This window comes from Chryseobacterium sp. 2VB, assembly GCF_005503635.1.
In the GTDB taxonomy this organism is placed as follows: Bacteria; Bacteroidota; Bacteroidia; order Flavobacteriales; family Weeksellaceae; genus Chryseobacterium; species Chryseobacterium cupriresistens.
On record NZ_SCNC01000019.1, the window covers coordinates 1 to 18,651 of the forward strand.

Genomic DNA, 18,651 nt, shown 5'->3' on the forward strand with positions numbered 1-18,651 from the left:
AATAATGGGCTTTTAGATATGCAAAAAAGGAAACCGCATTAGTCTCCCTTTTCAATTTTCTGTATCATATAAAAGCTTACTTCATTTTGTAGCGAATGTATTGTTATAGCACATATATAAAAACGGGCTGTCTTTGCAAAGGCAGCCCGTTTTTTATTTTCATTTTTTACTTATTAAACCATATCAAACCTATCCAGATTCATCACCTTCGTCCATGCTGCCACAAAGTCTTTCACAAACTTACCTTGTGCATCAGCACTTCCGTATACTTCAGCCACAGCTCTCAATTCAGAATTAGATCCGAAAACAAGATCGGCACGGGTTGCTGTCCATTTTGGCTGACCGGTTTTTCGATCCGTTCCTATATACAATTCTCTATCGTCCGACATTGCCTTCCACTGAGTTCCCATATCCAGAAGGTTTACAAAGAAATCATTGGTAAGAACGCCCGGACGGCTGGTGAAAACCCCATGTTTTGAACCGTTAAAGTTCGTATCCAAAGCACGCATTCCTCCGACCAATACGGTCAGTTCCGGAGCAGTAAGGGTTAATAGCTGTGCTTTATCAATCAGTAAAGATTCTGTAGAGACCGTATATTTTCTTTTCAGATAATTTCGGAATCCATCCGCTGCAGGCTCAAGGTAGCCCATAGATTCTACATCGGTCTGTTCCTGAGAAGCATCCATTCTTCCCGGAGCAAAAGGAACTTTTACGTCCTGACCAGCATTTCTGGCAGCCACTTCTACTGCCGCATTACCTGCCAAAACAATCAGATCGGCTAATGATATTTTTTTACCTCCGTTTTGAGAATCGTTGAATTCTTTCTGAATTCCTTCCAGAACATTTAATACTTTATTCAGCTGAGAAGGATTGTTGACTTCCCAGTTTCTTTGAGGCTCCAGTCTGATTCTCGCTCCGTTGGCACCACCACGTTTATCACTTCCTCTGAAAGTAGAAGCGGAAGCCCAGGCTGTAGATATCAGTTCTGTATTGCTTAGTCCTGAATTTAAAACTTTTGATTTCAATGCCTCCACATCATTTTCATCAACCAGTTCGTGGTTGACTTCCGGAATAGGATCCTGCCAGATCAGTTCTTCCTGTGGTACATCCGGTCCCAGATAACGGGCACGTGGTCCCATATCTCTGTGTGTTAATTTAAACCATGCTCTGGCAAACGCATCGGCAAACGCATCAGGATTTTCGTAGAAGTGTCTTGAAATTTTTTCGTATACAGGATCCATTCTTAACGAAAGGTCTGTGGTAAGCATGGTTGGTTTATGTTTTTTGTCAGCATCAAATGCATCAGGAATGATTTCAGCACCGTCTTTGGCTACCCATTGGTGAGCTCCAGCAGGGCTTTTTGTTAATTCCCACTCATTTTCAAAAAGATTTTTGAAGAAATAATTACTCCATTGAGTAGGAGTTTCTGTCCAGGTTACTTCCAGTCCGCTGGAAATCGCGTCTCTTCCGCTACCAGACTTATACGTACTTGCCCATCCTAATCCCTGCTGTTCAATTCCGGCTCCTTCAGGTTCTTTTCCTACATGATCTGCCGGACCTGCTCCATGGGTTTTACCGAAAGTATGTCCTCCGGCAATCAAAGCAACGGTTTCTTCATCGTTCATCGCCATACGTCCGAAAGTATCACGGATGTCTTTAGCAGCAGCAATAGGGTCAGGATTTCCGTCCGGACCTTCAGGGTTTACATAAATAAGTCCCATTTGTACAGCAGCCAACGGATTTTCAAGGTTTCTTGAATGAATATCTCCGTCTGCATCATCATCGGTAGGAAGAACCGCCGAATGTCCTTCTGCTACTCCCTCCGAACCGTGAGCATACCGTAAATCACCTCCAAGCCATGTCTTCTCAGATCCCCAATAGACATCGGAATCCGGTTCCCAGACATCTGCACGTCCTCCCGCAAACCCAAATGTTTTAAAGCCCATGGATTCAAGAGCGATATTCCCCGTAAGGATCAGAAGGTCTGCCCATGAGATGTTTCTTCCATATTTCTGTTTGATGGGCCACAATAATCTTCGTGCTTTATCAAGACTTACGTTATCAGGCCAGCTGTTTAACGGTGCGAAACGCTGTTGCCCAGCTCCTGCTCCACCTCTTCCGTCACCTACACGATACGTGCCGGCGCTGTGCCATGCCATACGGATAAACAGAGGGCCATAATGACCAAAGTCGGCCGGCCACCAATCCTGAGAATCTGTCATCAATGCATGAAGGTCTTTTTTTACAGCCTCCAGATCAAGGCTTTCGAATGCTTTGGCATAATCAAAATCCTTATCCATAGGGTCTGAAAGTGAAGAATGCTGGCGCAGAAGATCTACTCTAAGCTGATCAGGCCACCAATCAGAATTCTGAGTTCCTCCTCCTGCTACATTCTTCTTCATTGTTCCGTTGTGAAACGGGCATTTACTGATGTCATTCAAATCTTTTTCCATTGTCGTTTATTTATTTTTTATGTTGATTAATACAGTTTCCAATTGTACTCTAAGAACATCACAAACCTACAACGTTTGTTTAATAAATACAATCTATTAATTTTTATTTCAATGATAGTTAAAAACTATAAACAAATATTTTCAACGGCACAATATCTGGTCAGAATTGTGGTATTAAGTTAGTAATTTTTAAGATTAACTTACAATAAAAACAACAGTATACCTTCCAATTTAGAATTACTCAACGTAAGAATGTAAAGGGAGAAGGAAGTTGAAAGGAGGATGTTTGGCGTCACCATGAAAATAACATATTAATTGCTAAAAAATACACTATTACAACATTTTTGGAAGCTGTTCCTTCTTCCAGCTTCTACTTTCTTTCACTAAAAATAAATTAACTATCTTTATATTTATAAAACATGAACATCCGCTATGAAAAAAATAATTGTTGTCCTTCTCGTTGTATTTATCATCATACAATTTTTTCCTATCGATAAAAGAAATCCGCCGCCAACTCCCGGTATGGATTTTCTGAAAATTAAAAATACTCCTGAAAAGATAGCGCATACAATCAGAACATCATGTTATGACTGTCATTCCAATGAAACAAAGTATCCATGGTACAGCAATATCTCCCCGATGTCATGGTGGGTAAAAAATCATATTGACGAGGGCAGGAATCATCTTAATTTTTCTACCTTTGCAGTGTATGAACCTAAAAGACAGCTTCATAAACTTGAGGAATGTATAGAAATGGTTGAAAAAAAAGAGATGCCGCTTGAATCCTATTATTTAGGACATCAGAATGCTAAATTATCGGATGAACAGCGTGCAGATCTTATCCATTATTTCAAAAAAGTAAAAGAAGACACGGAAAGGAGAATTCTATTTAATAAATAACGTCATGGAAAATTGGGAAAATAAGCATATTGTATTTTTTGACGGAGATTGCGGAGTCTGCAATTTCTGGGTACAATGGATTTTGGAGCGGGACAATAAAGACCAGTTCATGTTCGCTTCTCTTCAATCTGATTTCGGACAGCAGTTTTTATCCGAAAGAGGACTGGAAACCAATGTATTCAATACTATGTATCTGTGGAAACCCGGACGGTTTTATCTGATCAAGTCAAAGGCAGTACTGGAAATTGCTAACTTGTTGGGAGGCATATATAAACTTTCGTTTATCGGAAAAATCATTCCGGCATTTTTAAGGGACAAGGCTTATGATCTTATTTCCAGAAACAGGATGAAACTGGCCAATCAGAAATGTTATTTACCGGACCTTCATCAGAAGAAAAAATTTATTCAGGTGTAATTAATGATTCTTACACCGTTTCATTTAACTTATAAAAAGATCATTCCGTAAGAATTTCCTACAATATTAATGCTTTGTATAGATATTCCTACGGAATGATAAATAAGACGTATAGTTTTGCTTGTTTAATGTTTAATAAAAATTAAACTGAAGAGCAGTCTCTTACCAGCTTAATCAATTATCAATAATTACTCATTGCTCATTACTCATAAATTCAGCGACCACACAGAATAAGAATTCGGCGGACACTGGATTTTCACCCATTTATCTCCCTGAGTTGTTGGGTACCAGCTTGAGTTCCCTGTAAAATCTTTGATCTGCTGGCTGCTCCAGTTGGTTTCTATCCATCTTTCCTGCCAGTTTGAAGACGTATTGATGTAAACTACAAGTCCCGGATTACCATTATAACCGTTACGTCTTGCAATATATTCATCATTATCGGTGTAGAGAATAGAAGTTGTTCCGGTGGCTTTGTTATTGTGAATCCAGATCAGATTGTTCAGTCGTTCCTTATTTAACCATTCTTCATAATCTCTGTAAAAAATGGTAGGATAACCTTCATGGGTTAAGATATAGGCATATGCCGGCATTTTATTGTAGATGATATCGGTATCATGATTGGCAACAAAGGTGACTGCTTTGTATGGATTTCTTTTCCACATCATATCATCATTCAAAGCATTTAAATTACCATTATCAAAGGCTTCATCCATTTTATAATAGGCCGCAAAATCAAATACGGAACTGTTGGCATTATTGGCCCACCATTCCAATGTGTTGACATTTGAATCCCATAATTCCCCGACAGAAAATCCACCTACGTTAGAATTCCAGGTGTTAACAACCCATGGCCCGAACCCTTTAACGTAATCAAACCTCCAGCCATCAAATTTCATCACATTTTTATAATATTTAGCGACAGAATCATCTCTTCCCCAAAGCCAGTCCTGCACATGAGGATTCGCGTGGCATAAATCCGGAAAACCGCCAAAAGCTCCTTCATCATTATTTCCATAAGCATTTTTGTAAAAATCATTATAGTTTCTCTGGAATTTCCCTGATGCCACTCCAGAAAAATTGGTCCAGGTATTGGTTCCTGTAAAAGGATTGGCTTCAGATTGTCCTCCACTGTTATGATTGATTACAATATCTGCGTATACCTGCATATTTTCGGCATGAGCCTTCGTAATCAATGCTTCCAGTTCGGCTCTGGATCCGAAACGGGTTTCTGTGCTTCCATTCTGATTAAAATCTCCAAAATCATAATAATCTGTAGGATCGTACCCCATAGAATATGCACCGTTTTGTGCTTTTGATGCCGGCGGCAGCCATACTGCCCCAATTCCGGCATTGGACCACGCTGTTATTTTGTCTTTAACGGTATTCCACCAGTTACCACCTTCTGGAACATCCCAGTAGAAGCCCTGCATAAGAACTCCGCCACCCGGTCCGGCTACGAATTTACTTTGTGTGGAACCTGAACCGCTTCCTGTACTGAAAGGCCGGCCATCATGATTGGTCACATTCACTGTTTTGTTATGAACCTCTTCCTGCTTGGTAGGTTCTGTCATTAATTCATCACTTGTACGGCATGAGCTTATTAATGCTAAAGCCAGTAGTGAAAGGAAAAAGTTTGTTTTTTTCATCGCTGTAATTAATTATCAATCTATTAAACAAGATACAATTTTATTAAAAACAAAATCAAATAAACGGGAAATATTTTCATTTTACCTAATAAATCAAGATGAAAGGCATTCAACTTTTTTCATTAAAAAATCATAAATTTTTGAGATTCCCGAGACAATTTTTCTTTTAATGCATATATTTGCATACTATGGAATACAACACCCAAAAAACTCAGCTTCATATGCCGGAATATGGCAGAATTATACAACAGTTGGTTGAGCGCTGCAAAGAACTTCCTTCCAAAGAAGAAAGGAATGAAATGGCTATGGCAATCATCGATTTTATGGGTCAGAGAAACCCACAACTTCGCGACGAGGAAAATTATAAACATAAACTTTGGGACCATCTTTTTATTCTTGCCAACTATGATCTGGATGTAGATTCTCCTTATCCGTTCCCAACGATGGAACAGCTGGCGGAAAAGCCTAAAAGAATGGAATACCCAAAACTTCAAGGTGACTTTAAGTTCTACGGAAAAAGTATTCTTCAATTGATAGAAAAAGCAATCGAACTGGAAACGGGTGATGAAAAAGAAGCCCTTATCGAGGTAATTGCCAACAATATGAAGAAGTCTTATAATGTCTATAATAAAGAACATGTGACGGATGATGTTATTTTCCGCCACCTGAAAGAACTGTCTGAAAACAGGCTGGATCTTACCGGAATAGATTCTCTTGAAAAGAGTAAAATTTATTACACCAGCAATAACAACAACAGGAACAACAATAACAACAACAGGAACAACAGCAATAATAAAAATAATAACCAGCCCAACAAAAGAAGGCATAATAACAATCATAAAAACAGAAAATAATGAGTGGAACATTTCAAATAAGAGGAGGAAAAAGACTGCAGGGTGAAATAACTCCACAAGGAGCCAAAAATGAGGCTCTACAAATTTTATGTGCGGTTCTTCTGACGGACGAAGAGGTAAGAATTAAAAATATTCCTGATATCCATGATGTGAACAGACTGATTGAAATTCTTGGAGATTTTGGAGTAAAAATTACCAAAAACGGACAGGGAGATTATACTTTCAAAGCGGATCAGGTCAATTTTGATTATATAAAATCTAACGAGTTTAAAAAAGACGGAGCCAAACTACGCGGATCCATTATGCTGATGGGACCAATGCTTGCCCGTTATGGAGAGGCTTATATGCCTACTCCCGGAGGTGACAAAATCGGGAGAAGAAGATTGGATACTCACTTTCAGGGACTTGTTGAATTAGGTGCTGAATTCAATTATGATGAGGAGGAATATTTCTATTCTTTAAAAGCTAAGGAACTGAGAGGAAAATTCATCTTATTGGAAGAAGCTTCTGTAACCGGAACTGCCAATATTGTAATGGCAGCCGCTTTGGCTAAAGGAAAAACAAGAATCTACAATGCTGCCTGTGAACCTTATCTTCAGCAATTATGTAAAATGCTGAACAGAATGGGAGCCAATATCTCAGGAATCGGATCCAACCTTCTTACTATTGAAGGGGTTGAATATCTGAGAGGTACTGAGCATACCATGCTTCCGGATATGGTAGAGATCGGTTCATGGATTGGTCTTGCAGCCATGACAAAATCTGAAATCACCATCAAAAATGTAAACTGGAACCAGCTTGGGGTAATTCCGAATACCTTCAGAAAACTGGGAATTCAGCTTGAACAAAGCGGTGATGATATCTATATTCCTGCCCAGGAGCATTATAAAATCCAGAAATTTATTGACGGTTCTATCCTTACGATTTCGGATGCGCCATGGCCTGGATTTACACCTGATTTATTATCTATTATTTTAGTAGTGGCTACACAGGCCAAAGGAAGTATTCTGGTTCATCAGAAAATGTTTGAATCCAGATTGTTCTTTGTGGATAAATTAATTGATATGGGTGCTCAGATCATTTTATGTGATCCGCACAGAGCTACGGTAATCGGATTGAACCAGGAAGCTCCGTTAAGAGGGACAACAATGGTTTCCCCGGATATCAGAGCCGGAAACGCCCTTCTTATTGCTGCACTTTCTGCGGAAGGAAAATCTATTATCCACAATATCGAGCAGATCGACAGAGGATATGAAAATATTGATGGAAGGCTAAGAGCTATTGGTGCTGACATTGAAAGAATCTAAAATTATTTTATCGAGCTAATCCTTTAAATAATGGCTTCGTCAGGCGCAGCCTGACAATGTTTAAAAATTTCGGTTGGTTTTAGGGCTGTCACCTGAGCTTGTCGAAGGGTTATCAATAAGAAAACCTTGTTAATTATTAATCTCAGGTATTAACTAAAGGGATAAACCAAAAATTTTATTCAAAAGCGTTCAGGATATCTGAGCGCTTTTTTGTTTTACTTCTGTCACTGACTACGTCGAATCTTTGATTTCTGACGAAGGAAGAATCTTATTGCCAATCAAATATATAAGATTCTTCACTACATTTCATTTCGCTCAGAATGACACCCTTGAGGCACCTCTGTTCTGCAGCAATTTGATTCGTCATTTAAATCTGTTATAGTGGCAAATAAAAAGCGCCCGGTAAAACCGGACGCTTTGAGTAATTAAAACTATATGAATCTCACTTAAAAATATGTTCTGCAGGTATATTCTACCGTCGTATTGATAAGTTTATTTTTATTCAGATAGACTTCAAGCTGCTGAAAATCTTCTGAATTGACATTAATATATAACTGTACTGAACCGAAACTGTACCCGTTCACATACTCTACGTTAGCAGATAACACTCTATGACAAATGCCAAATTGATTGTAGATCGTATTCATCAAATGTTCAAATTTCATTTTACCATTCAACTCTATTTCCAATAACAATTCTTTTTTAGGCAGGTTAATTTTATTTTGTAAAACCTGCAAGCCGGGATTAGGTGTAATCATTGCTAAACATTTTTGGGTTAAACTCTGTCAGATCATATGACACTTTTGTTTTTAAATCTGTGACAAAAATATAAAAAAATATTAGTCCACAAAATTAGTAGACTAATATTTTTAAAAATTTAACATAAAAAAAGAAGCCTGTTGAGCTTCTCTTATGTTTTAATAGTTTCCTATTCTTTCTAATTTATAAGAACCGGCCAGTCCGTTTGGGTTGCAACCAGGCTCACCTTCAGGGACTTTGAGATTTTTCTTAGTATAAAATTCTTCCCAGAATGTGTTTGTTTTTCCTGTTTTCGGATCAATAAATGTCATGGGCTCCAGTTTGAAAATATGTTCGTTCCGAAAAGCTCTTTCCACAAAATCTGAACAGTAATAGGAATTTTCATCAAGGATATAATTGAAATTGTAAGGTTTTCCCAGCATGGAATTCGCTTTTTTAACCGCTTCAAGAATTGCTTTCTGATATTCCGGTTTTAACCGGTAAATAATCACTTCCTGACCTTCTTCTTTCTGATCTTTCATAAAGTCTTTTAAATCCTGTCTCTGAGAACCACCTGTTGGTGCAGCATGCAAAACAAACATTTTGCGGCCCTCTTTTTCCAGAATTCCTATATGATCAAATGAAGCTGTTTTTTGTTTTTGAGTTACATTATTAATCGCTCCGGAAAGCCCTGTTTCTTTTGCAGTTACAAAAAGCAGGTCTCCGTTTTTGAGATCTATAGTACTTACCGAAACATTATTATTACACTGTACCAATAATAACATCAGAGCGTATAAAAATCCAGCCACAGACCTCTTTTTTAATCTAAGTTCAAACATTCGATTCTATTTTCGGAACCAAAATTACAAAATAGAAATCATTACATTTGTGGGAATATTGATCTATTCTTCACACCAACCCAAACACTCCAGGAATCTTATGCCCCATATTTTATTAATTGAAGACGACGACAGACTTTCAAAATTGATTGCAAAGGGATTTCAGGAAGCAGAGTTTGAGGTCACTGCAGCTTACGATGGAAATACCGGTCTGAAGCTGGCTTTACAGACCCATTTTGATCTGGTGGTGACAGATATTGTATTACCAAAAAAAGACGGTCTTGAATTCTGTAATGAAATCAAAAGTTTAAAACCCAATCTTCCTGTCATTATGCTTACTGCATTGGGAACTACGGATGATAAGCTGGAAGGATTTGATGCCGGAGCTGATGATTATCTCACCAAACCTTTTGAAATGCGTGAACTGGTGGCAAGGATCAAAGTACTTCTGAAAAGATTTTCACAACAGCCCCACCAAAAGATTTCTGTTCTTACATATGAAGGTATTGAAATGAATCTGGAACAAAAAACCGTGAGCCGTGATCATACGCCTATAAAATTGACCCCGAAAGAATTTAATCTCTTAAAATTCATGATGGAAAATTCAGAAAGAGTGCTTTCCAGAAGTGAAATTGCAGAAAAAGTGTGGGAAACTCATTTTGATACGGGGACCAACTTTATTGATGTCTATATCAATTATCTACGAAAAAAAATAGATAAAGATTTTGAAACCAAACTGATCCATACCAAAGCCGGTATGGGATTTATTCTTAAAAAAGACTACGAAACAGGTATTGTACAGTAAGCATTGAGATAAATTAAAAACATCCGGATGAAAATAAGAACCAGACTTACCCTGCTTTTTACCTTAATCACTGCAATGCTTTTAAGTATTTACAGTATTTCGATCTATTATTCATCCAAAGAAGCCAGAGAACAATCTTTTTACAGCGAACTTCAAAATGAAGCGATTGCCAAGGCCGATTTATTTTTCCGAAGCTCACTCCCCGAGCAGGAAATGCACAAGCTTTATAAAAACAATACCAGAACGCTTAACGAAGTTCAGGTAGCGATTTATGACAGTAATAAGGAGCTGGTTTATCATGATGACGCCAAAGTAGATTATGTAAAGGAAACTTCGGAAATGCTTTCTAAGATATTTCAAAAAAAGAAAATTAATTTCTTTCTCAATGATCTGCAGGTCATTGGAATCGTGTATCATTATGAAGGAAAAACGTATGCGGTAACTGCGGCAGCTTATGATCAGTACGGATATGATTATCTTACTCATCTTCTTACCATCAGTCTCATCTCGTTTTTCATTATTCTGATTTTGATTTATCTGGCCGGAATATTTCTTTCCAAAAAAGCATTGAGTCCACTGACGGACATGGTTACTCAGATAAAAAAAATAACCGCCGGGAAATTACAGTTACGTCTGAAAACAACCAAAGAAAAAGACGAACTTAATGAGCTTGCTGAAAACTTCAATGGAATGCTGGAACGGCTTGAAAATTCCTTTGATTCGCAAAAACATTTTGTATCCAATATTTCACACGAACTGAGAACGCCTTTATCAGCTATCATCACCGAACTGGAACTGGCTTCTGTAAAAGATAAAACCAGGGAAGAATATCAGGAAACCATTCAATTCGCGCTGGATGATGCCCGGAATATGGTAAAACTGTCCAATAGCTTAATGGATCTCGCCAAAGCAAGCTATGATCCCAATGAGATCAGTTTTTCGGAAGTACGTCTTGACGAGGTTCTTCTGGAATCTTATACCAAAATCACCAAAGAAAATTCAGGATATAAAGTTTCTCTGAACATCGAAGATTCCGTGGAAGAACAACAGCTTATCATTCAGGGAAATGAATATCTTCTTCAGGTGGCCTTTAACAATCTTATCGACAATGCCTGTAAATATTCTCCGCAACATACCTGCCTGATTGATGTTAATACGGATTCAAAAATTCTTACAATCAGTTTTACCAATATCGGAAATAGCATAACCAACGAAGATTTACAGCATATTTTCGAGCCTTTTTACAGAAGTGAAAACTCCAAACGTGAAAAAGGTCATGGAATAGGATTATTTCTCACGGAGAAAATTATTCACCTTCACAATGCAAAAATCAAAGTTGTATCAGAACAGAATAAAACTACTTTTAAGGTAGAGTTTATCACCCAGTAATTGATCAGAAACTTCATTCAAATGTATTTGAATCTTAACTTTCCTTACAACCTTCATTTACTTAATGGTTTTAAAAATTTCTTATTTACTCATGAGAAAGAGATTTCTTATTGAAAACGGTCGTTCCGATACTCGCTGTAATTACACAGGCAATAGAAATCCATTGTAAAAAAGATAATTCTTCAGCAAGAAAAACCAATCCGGAAAGCGCTGCAAATGCAGGTTCCAGACTCATCAGAATACTGAAAGTCTTTGCAGGAAGTTTTTTCAAGGCCATCATTTCCAGTGAAAAGGGCAAAGCACTCGAAAGAACAGCCACGCCAAGTCCTTTTATAAAAATAGCAGGAGTAAGATTGAAAACGGCTCCATCCCAGATGGTAAAGGGAATAATGACAAGACTGGCAAATATCATCCCGGTGGTAACCGCATCTTTTCCATCCATTATTTTGGAAACCTTTCCACCCATTACAATATACAGGGCCCAGAACATCCCTGCCAGAAAGGCCAATCCAAGTCCTAACAAATCGACATGATCATTTTTCCATGGAACAATTAACAAAATTCCCACACAGGCCAGTAATGCCCACACGACATCCAACAGTTTACGTGACAATGCCAATGCGAGAAATAATGGCCCGGCAAATTCCACAGTAACAGCCAATCCCAGCGGAATCCTTTGAATCGCCATATAGAAAATAAGATTCATTGCAGCCAATCCAACTCCATAGATTGCACAGTATTTCCATTTCTGACTGTTAAATTGTAAAAACTTAGGTCGGTTAATCAAAGTAAGCAAAACAGCAGAAAGTACAATTCTTAAAGTAACCGTACCAATCGCTCCGATTACAGGAAAAAGCTGTTTTGCAATGGAGGCTCCTCCCTGCACACAGATAATCGCTAAAAGCGTAGCCGGTATTGCTAAGTTTGATTTTTTCATTTCTACAATATATAATTCAAAAGATATTGGAAGGAAGTCTCCGGGATTAAACAAGCTTTTATTTCATATGACAGATTGTAAAATTCATCATACAAAAATCAGCCTCCAAATGTATTGAAATTTTATCGCTTATCATGGGTACAGTTTACACATATTAAAAGGATATAATAAACAACCATTTCCTGCAGAATCATCAAAAAAACAGGAAGGAACTTTCTCTAATGATTTTCTAATCACATTCTAAAGCTTTTCTAACGGCAAAAAAGGGCAGTCAGTTTTACTTTTGCACAGTAAAAAATAAAGCAATATGGACTCAGATCCTTACAGTAATTATCAATTTTAAAAGCTTTAGTTGTACTCACTTTTCCCGTACAGCAGAAAAGCTTACAAAAACAGGAAAAGTTATGAATACATTCGAATTTACCCTTCGTCTCCTTACCGCATTTTGTCTGGGAGCCGGTATTGGCTTCGAAAGACAGTGGCGCAAAAAAAATGCAGGTCTCCGCACCAACACTCTGGTATGTATCGGTTCTGCAGCATTTGTACTGATTGCCATCAGAATTGGTGGCGATGCAGCCGGCCGAATCACTTCTTACATCGTCAGTGGAATAGGTTTCCTTGGCGGCGGTGTTATCATGAAAGACGGCCTTACCGTAAGAGGATTAAATACAGCAGCCACATTATGGTGTTCAGCAGCCATAGGCGCATTATGCGCTTTGGGATATCCTCTGGAAGCCTTTATCACAGTTCTCTTCATTGTATCTACCAATATATTCCTGAGGCCTACCCTATCCTCTCAGAAAGAAGCAAGAAGCAAGAAATGGTTCAGTGCCAGGAAAAATAACAAAGAAAAAGTAAAAATCAGCAACAGCACTCAATTGTATTAAGATCATGAAAAAAATAATCTTAAGTAGTATTATTCTCTTTGCAGCCTCTTGTAAAGACAATGCACCTCAGCAAAACAAAGAACCGGAAATTATAACAAAAGGTAACCAGATCACCATTCCGGAAAGCCATCCGGTTTTCAAAAAAATTAAAACACAGATGGTAACCGAACAGGAACACAGCGACGGTGTAATTTCAGCGGGAACAATCCAGGCAATCCCCAATCATTATGCGGAAATTGCCAGCCCTTTTTCCGGAAGAATTACAAAATCTTTTATTCAGCTTGGACAGAATGTTTCTGCCGGAAACCCGCTTTTTGAAATCCTTTCATCAGATTATTTTTCAGTTCAGAAAGATTACACGGATGCTCTGAATGATGTACAGCTTGCAGAAAAAAATTACAGACGCCAGCAGGACCTCGTAAAACACGGAGTCGGTATCCAGAAAGAGCTGGACGAAGCGGAAACCGATTTTAAAAATAAAAAAACATCCCTTTCCAATGCATCTTCTGCCCTGAAGGTCTATAACAGCAAAGGCGGAAGCATAGGAAGTCCGCTTATTGTAAGAGCACCCATTAACGGAGAAATTATTTCCAACAAAATTGTCAACGGCCAATATCTGAAGGGAGATGCAGATCCGGTCGTGATCATCGCAGAATTATCAAAAGTCTGGATTTCCGGTGATGTAAAGGAAAAAGACATCCGCTTTGTCAATATTGGCGACCAGGTTTCTGTAAAAGTAAGCGCCTATCCCGACAGAAATATTACCGGAAAAGTATACCACATCAATGAAATGGTGGATGAAGATACCCGAAGCATTAAAGTTCTTATTGAATGCGATAATCCGGACAGAAAATTAAAGCCGGGAATGTACGCCACCGTAAACTTCTCAACAACCCCTGAAAAGACGATGATGATTCCTGTAACGGCCTTAATGCAGGAGGACAGTTCACAATATGTATGGATAAAAACAGGAAAAAGCCAATTTACCAGACGTTCTGTGACAACGGGAGAAACCGATGAAAAAACTGTAAGAATCATATCAGGATTAAAACCCGGAGAAACCATCATGACCGAAGGCGGAATTTATATGCCTGATACAAAATAATGTAAATGAAAAACTATGAAGAAATTACTGACAATCTCTATACAGAAGAGATGGCTGATGCTTGCCCTCTTCCTTTTACTGGGATTCTTCGGATACTATTCCTGGACCAGATTATCCATAGAAGCCTATCCTGATATTGCCGATGTCACTTCCCAGGTGGTAACGCAGGTTCCGGGCCTGGCCGCCGAAGAAGTAGAACAGCAAATTACCATTCCTTTGGAAAGATCTCTGAACGGACTTCCCGGAATGCATGTGATGCGAAGCAAAAGTACCTTCGGACTGTCAATTATTACGATAGTTTTTGATGACGGGATAGATGATTACTGGGCAAGGCAGCGTATCCAGGAAAGACTGACTGATGTGGAACTTCCTTATGGGGCACAGCCAGGATTAGATCCCCTTACCTCTCCCATCGGCGAAGTGTATCGTTACATTATTGAAAGTAAAAGCCACAGTCTGCGGGAATTGACAGATTTACAGAAATTTGTCATTATCCCCCGAATCAAACAGGTTTCAGGAATTGCTGATGTCACCAATTTCGGAGGAATTACCACCCAGTTCCAGATTGAGCTGGATCCGCATAAGCTTGAACAGTACGGTTTATCCCTGTCAGAAGTTACCGAAACAATCTCCAAAAACAATGTCAGTGCCGGAGGAAGTATGCTTCCCCGTGGAAACCTGGCTTATGTCATCCGTGGAATAGGTTTGGTAAAAGACCTGGATGATCTGGGAAAAATTGTAGTGAAAACCCAGAATGGGGTTCCTGTTTTCCTGAATGATGTTGGAACACTGAAATACGGAAACCTTGAAAGAAAAGGAGTTCTTGGCTACACAGACCGAAACCGTAATTATTCTGAAAGTGTGGAAGGAATTGTACTATTGCTAAGAGGACAAAATCCTTCCGAGGTACTGGAAGGTGTGCATGAAGCGATTGAAGAACTGAATAACGAAACACTTCCACCCGGAGTAAAGATCCACCCTTTTCTGGACAGAACAGATCTTGTAAAAACAACGCTTACCACAGTTTCTCATACCCTTACCGAAGGAATTGTTTTGGTTATTATTGTGCTGATTGTATTTCTGGGAAGCTGGCGGGGAGCGTTACTGGTAGCGATTACCATTCCGCTTTCTTTATTATTCGCTTTTATATTAATGCATTTTACCAATATACCGGCCAATCTTCTTTCACTGGGAGCGATTGATTTTGGAATCATTGTAGACGGAGCCATCGTCATGCTTGAAACCATCCTGAGGAAACGGGAAGAGAATTCTGAAGAAACGCTGGAAGAAAAAACAATTACCCAAAGAGTGATTGAAGTGGCAAAACCTATTTTCTTTTCCACCATCATTATCATTACGGCTTACCTTCCATTATTTGCTTTTGAAAGAGTAGAAAAAAAATTATTTACCCCCATGGCTTTTACTGTTGGATATGCTCTGTTGGGAGCCCTTGCTGTAGCATTACTTCTTATCCCGGGATTAGCCTATGTGATTTATCGGAAACCACAGAAGATCTATCACAATAAATGGCTGGAGAAACTCAGCAAAGCCTATGGAAAAAGCATTGAAAAAATAATGCAGACTCCTAAAAGAGTTCTCATTCCCATTATGATTGTTTTAGTATCTGCCGGAATTCTCTCCTGGCATGTAGGAAAAGATTTTTTACCTGAACTGGATGAAGGCTCTATATGGCTGCAGGTACAGCTTCCACCCGGAATTTCTTTAGCCAAGTCAAAAGAAATGAGTGATACTTTACGTGCCCGCACACTGAAACATCCTGAAATTACCTATATGATGGTTCAGGCAGGACGTAATGATGATGGTACCGACCCATGGACCGCTTCCCACTTTGAGGTATCGGTCGGAATAAAACCTTACAGCGAATGGCCTTCGGGAAAAACAAAAGCAGACCTCATCAAAGAACTTGCTGCAGATTATAAGGACATGCCGGGATTCACCGTCGGATTTTCACAACCTATGATTGATGGAGTCATGGACAAAATCTCCGGAGCGCACAGTGAGCTGGTGGTAAAAGTATATGGAGAAGATTTTAAAGAAACCAGAAGAATTGCAGAAAATGTATTGTCTACATTACATACAATTCCGGGTTCGGCAGACCTTGCCATTGATCAGGAGCCACCGCTACCTCAACTGCAGATTATTGCCAACAGAGATAAAATTGCTCAGTACGGACTGAATGTAGCAGATGTGGCCGACCTTATTGAAGTGGCATTGGGAGGAAAAGCCATCTCCCAGATCTTTATCGGCAATAAAGTATATGATATTTCATGCCGTTACACAGAAGACAGCCGCGATACTCCGGATAAAATCGGAAATCTGATGCTGACTTCAGCTTCCGGAGCCAAAATACCTTTATCACAGGTAGCAGAAGTGAAATTAAGTACAGGTGAAAGTACCATTACCAGAGAAATGAATAAACGACATCTTACGGTAAAGCTGAATTTAAGAGGAACCGATCTTTCTTCTTTCCTGAAAAATGCACAGGATAAAATTGAAAAAGATATCCAATACGATCATGAAAAATACCAGATCAAATGGGGCGGACAGTTTGAAAATCAAAACAGAGCCTATTCAAGGCTGGCATTTATTGTTCCGCTGGCATTAGCTATTATGTTTCTTCTGCTGTACGGTGCCTTTGGAGATTTCAGGCAGGCTTTGGTACTGATGTCTATCGTTCCGCTGGCTCTATTTGGGGGAATGCTGGCACTCAATATCCGCGGAATGTCTCTGAATGTATCTTCTGCAGTAGGATTTATCGCTCTCTTTGGAGTGGCCATCCAGAATGGAGTGATCATGATCTCTCATATCAATGATCTGCGGAAGAAAGGATATGAACTGAAAGATGCTGCCATCAAAGGTGCAAAAGACCGTTTCAGACCTGTACTGATGACCGCGACGGTTGCTGTCATCGGATTATTTCCGGCATCATTGGCCACAGGAATCGGTTCTGATGTACAGCGTCCACTGGCAACAGTAATTGTTTATGGGCTGATGTTCTCTACTATTTTAACCTTATTCGTGCTTCCGGCTATTTATTTTATGGCTGAACGCCGAAACAAAAAACAAAATTTAGAATCAGATGAAAATTAGAGTTCGTTTTATCATATTATCTGTCGTATTGCTCAGCATCACCGGGATGAAAGCACAGGAAAAAGAGCTTTTGCCCTTTGAAGAATACCTGAGTCTTGTAGGAAATAAAAATTTAGGCTACGCTTCTCAAAAATACAATGTAAGCATGTCCGAAGCAGCTATTCAGACCGCTAATATGTTTCCTGATCCTGAGCTGGAAATGGAAACCACCAATAACGGGGTAAGACAAAGTATGGGTTATGTGTATGGTGCCTCACTTGGCTGGACACTTGAATTGGGCGGTAAAAGAAAGGCCAGGGTAAATCTGGCAAGAAATCAATCGGAGCTGAGCAAAATACAATTGCAGGATTTTTTCAGGAATCTTCGTGCAGATGCCAGTTTAGGATATATTGAGGCTTTAAAATCCAAGGCTTTGCTTGAAGTACAGCAGGATTCTTATCAAAACATGCAGCAATTGGCAAAATCCGACAGTATCCGGTATAAATTGGGAACGATAACATGGGTCACTTCCAAACAGAGTAAGCTGGAAGCAGCTTCTTTGCTCAATGAAGTATATCAGGCTGAAAGTGCAGAGCAGCAGGCTCTCACCGGTTTATCTGTATTTCTTGGAGACAGCAAAATAACTGGCAGAGATGTTACCGGAGATTTTAATACCTTCAACAGAGATTTCAGCATTGACGATCTGATTCTTCAGGCATTGAATGAAAGAGCAGATTTATTGGCAGCCAAGCAAAATACAGAAGTTGCCAAAAGCCAGATCAGCCTTGAAAAAGCTAATCGTGTCATAGATTTGGGCATCAGTGCCGGAGCAGAACGACATACTGAAGCAACGAATGAAATGGCACCTTCTCCCACTGTAAATGCTGTAAAAATGGGCATCAGTATTCCTTTAAAATTTTCCAACCGAAGAAATGCCGGATTGAAAATTGCAGAAATGGCCCATTCGCAGGCGGAAGTTGAGTATAAACAGATCGAACAGGAGATAAAAGCTGAGGTAATGCAGGCTTTTCAGCAATACACAGCCACTCAGAAACAGCTCAGACAATTTCATAACGGAATGCTTTCTGAGGCCAAAAGTATTCTGGAAGGAATCATTTATAGTTACAAAAGAGGAGAAAGCTCTATCCTTGAAGTACTGAATGCCCAGAGAACTTATAACAGCGTTCGAAAAGATTATTATGAGGTTCTTGCAGATAATGCAGCCGCTCTGATTGAGCTTGAAAGAAAAGCAGGAATCTGGGATATCCATTTTTAGCTGGAAGAGG

General features: G+C 39.2%; 15 protein-coding genes. 10 read left to right on the forward strand and 5 right to left on the reverse strand.

Annotated elements, in window-relative coordinates; genetic code table 11:
• Nucleotides 1–173: 173 nt before the first annotated feature.
• A complete protein-coding gene (katG, locus tag FFS26_RS16310; RefSeq protein ID WP_137905579.1) occupies nt 174–2,453 on the reverse strand; it encodes a catalase/peroxidase HPI in 2,280 nt (759 codons plus the stop codon).
• Between the two features lie 432 nt (nt 2,454–2,885).
• Between katG and FFS26_RS16315 the strand changes: the two genes are divergently transcribed.
• Nucleotides 2,886–3,353 (forward strand): heme-binding domain-containing protein, encoded by a 468-nt coding sequence (locus tag FFS26_RS16315; RefSeq protein ID WP_110008018.1) that lies wholly within the window; start codon nt 2,886–2,888, stop codon nt 3,351–3,353.
• Between the two features lie 4 nt (nt 3,354–3,357).
• Nucleotides 3,358–3,768, forward strand: a complete 411-nt coding sequence (locus FFS26_RS16320; protein WP_110008019.1) for a thiol-disulfide oxidoreductase DCC family protein — start codon at nt 3,358–3,360, stop codon at nt 3,766–3,768.
• A 206-nt stretch (nt 3,769–3,974) separates the two neighbouring features.
• Here the strand turns inward: FFS26_RS16320 and FFS26_RS16325 are convergent, their stop codons facing one another.
• Nucleotides 3,975–5,414 (reverse strand): alpha-amylase, encoded by a 1,440-nt coding sequence (locus FFS26_RS16325; RefSeq protein ID WP_110008020.1) that lies wholly within the window; start codon nt 5,412–5,414, stop codon nt 3,975–3,977.
• A 188-nt stretch (nt 5,415–5,602) separates the two neighbouring features.
• On the opposite strand from FFS26_RS16325, the gene FFS26_RS16330 reads away from it, so the two are divergent.
• Entirely contained in the window at nt 5,603–6,268 is a 666-nt protein-coding gene (locus FFS26_RS16330; protein WP_110008021.1) for a DUF4290 domain-containing protein, read from the forward strand.
• Nucleotides 6,268–7,575, forward strand: coding sequence for a UDP-N-acetylglucosamine 1-carboxyvinyltransferase (gene murA / locus FFS26_RS16335; RefSeq protein WP_110008022.1), 1,308 nt, complete (start codon nt 6,268–6,270; stop codon nt 7,573–7,575). Before FFS26_RS16330 ends, murA begins: the two co-directional genes overlap by 1 nt.
• Before the next feature lie 446 nt (nt 7,576–8,021).
• On the opposite strand, the gene FFS26_RS16340 is transcribed toward murA, so the two are convergent.
• The gene (locus FFS26_RS16340) at nt 8,022–8,333 is read right to left on the reverse strand and encodes an NIL domain-containing protein (protein WP_062676181.1); all 312 of its coding nucleotides are present in this window, start codon (nt 8,331–8,333) and stop codon (nt 8,022–8,024) included.
• Nucleotides 8,334–8,492: 159 nt separating this feature from the next.
• Nucleotides 8,493–9,122, reverse strand: a complete 630-nt coding sequence (locus FFS26_RS16345) for a YiiX/YebB-like N1pC/P60 family cysteine hydrolase (protein WP_228449446.1) — start codon at nt 9,120–9,122, stop codon at nt 8,493–8,495.
• A 130-nt stretch (nt 9,123–9,252) separates the two neighbouring features.
• Between FFS26_RS16345 and FFS26_RS16350 the strand changes: the two genes are divergently transcribed.
• Nucleotides 9,253–9,957 carry a response regulator transcription factor gene (locus tag FFS26_RS16350; protein ID WP_110008023.1) on the forward strand — a complete coding sequence of 235 codons (705 nt, stop codon included), beginning with the start codon at nt 9,253–9,255 and terminating at the stop codon, nt 9,955–9,957.
• 27 nt (nt 9,958–9,984) lie between these two features.
• A complete protein-coding gene (locus FFS26_RS16355) occupies nt 9,985–11,346 on the forward strand; it encodes an ATP-binding protein (protein WP_110008024.1) in 1,362 nt (453 codons plus the stop codon).
• Between the two features lie 85 nt (nt 11,347–11,431).
• On the opposite strand, the gene FFS26_RS16360 is transcribed toward FFS26_RS16355, so the two are convergent.
• Nucleotides 11,432–12,283, reverse strand: a complete 852-nt coding sequence (locus FFS26_RS16360; RefSeq protein ID WP_110008308.1) for an EamA family transporter — start codon at nt 12,281–12,283, stop codon at nt 11,432–11,434.
• A 404-nt stretch (nt 12,284–12,687) separates the two neighbouring features.
• On the opposite strand from FFS26_RS16360, the gene FFS26_RS16365 reads away from it, so the two are divergent.
• From FFS26_RS16365 to FFS26_RS16380, 4 genes are read left to right on the forward strand one after another with little or no spacing between them, the layout of a single operon-like run.
• On the forward strand, nt 12,688–13,170 hold the full coding sequence (locus tag FFS26_RS16365) for an MgtC/SapB family protein (protein ID WP_110008025.1): 483 nt from the start codon (nt 12,688–12,690) through the stop codon (nt 13,168–13,170).
• A 4-nt stretch (nt 13,171–13,174) separates the two neighbouring features.
• The gene (locus tag FFS26_RS16370) at nt 13,175–14,275 is read left to right on the forward strand and encodes an efflux RND transporter periplasmic adaptor subunit (protein ID WP_110008026.1); all 1,101 of its coding nucleotides are present in this window, start codon (nt 13,175–13,177) and stop codon (nt 14,273–14,275) included.
• A 15-nt stretch (nt 14,276–14,290) separates the two neighbouring features.
• Nucleotides 14,291–17,386 carry an efflux RND transporter permease subunit gene (locus tag FFS26_RS16375; RefSeq protein WP_137905580.1) on the forward strand — a complete coding sequence of 1,032 codons (3,096 nt, stop codon included), beginning with the start codon at nt 14,291–14,293 and terminating at the stop codon, nt 17,384–17,386.
• On the forward strand, nt 17,376–18,641 hold the full coding sequence (locus tag FFS26_RS16380; protein ID WP_137905581.1) for a TolC family protein: 1,266 nt from the start codon (nt 17,376–17,378) through the stop codon (nt 18,639–18,641). Before FFS26_RS16375 ends, FFS26_RS16380 begins: the two co-directional genes overlap by 11 nt.
• Nucleotides 18,642–18,651 lie beyond the last annotated feature (10 nt).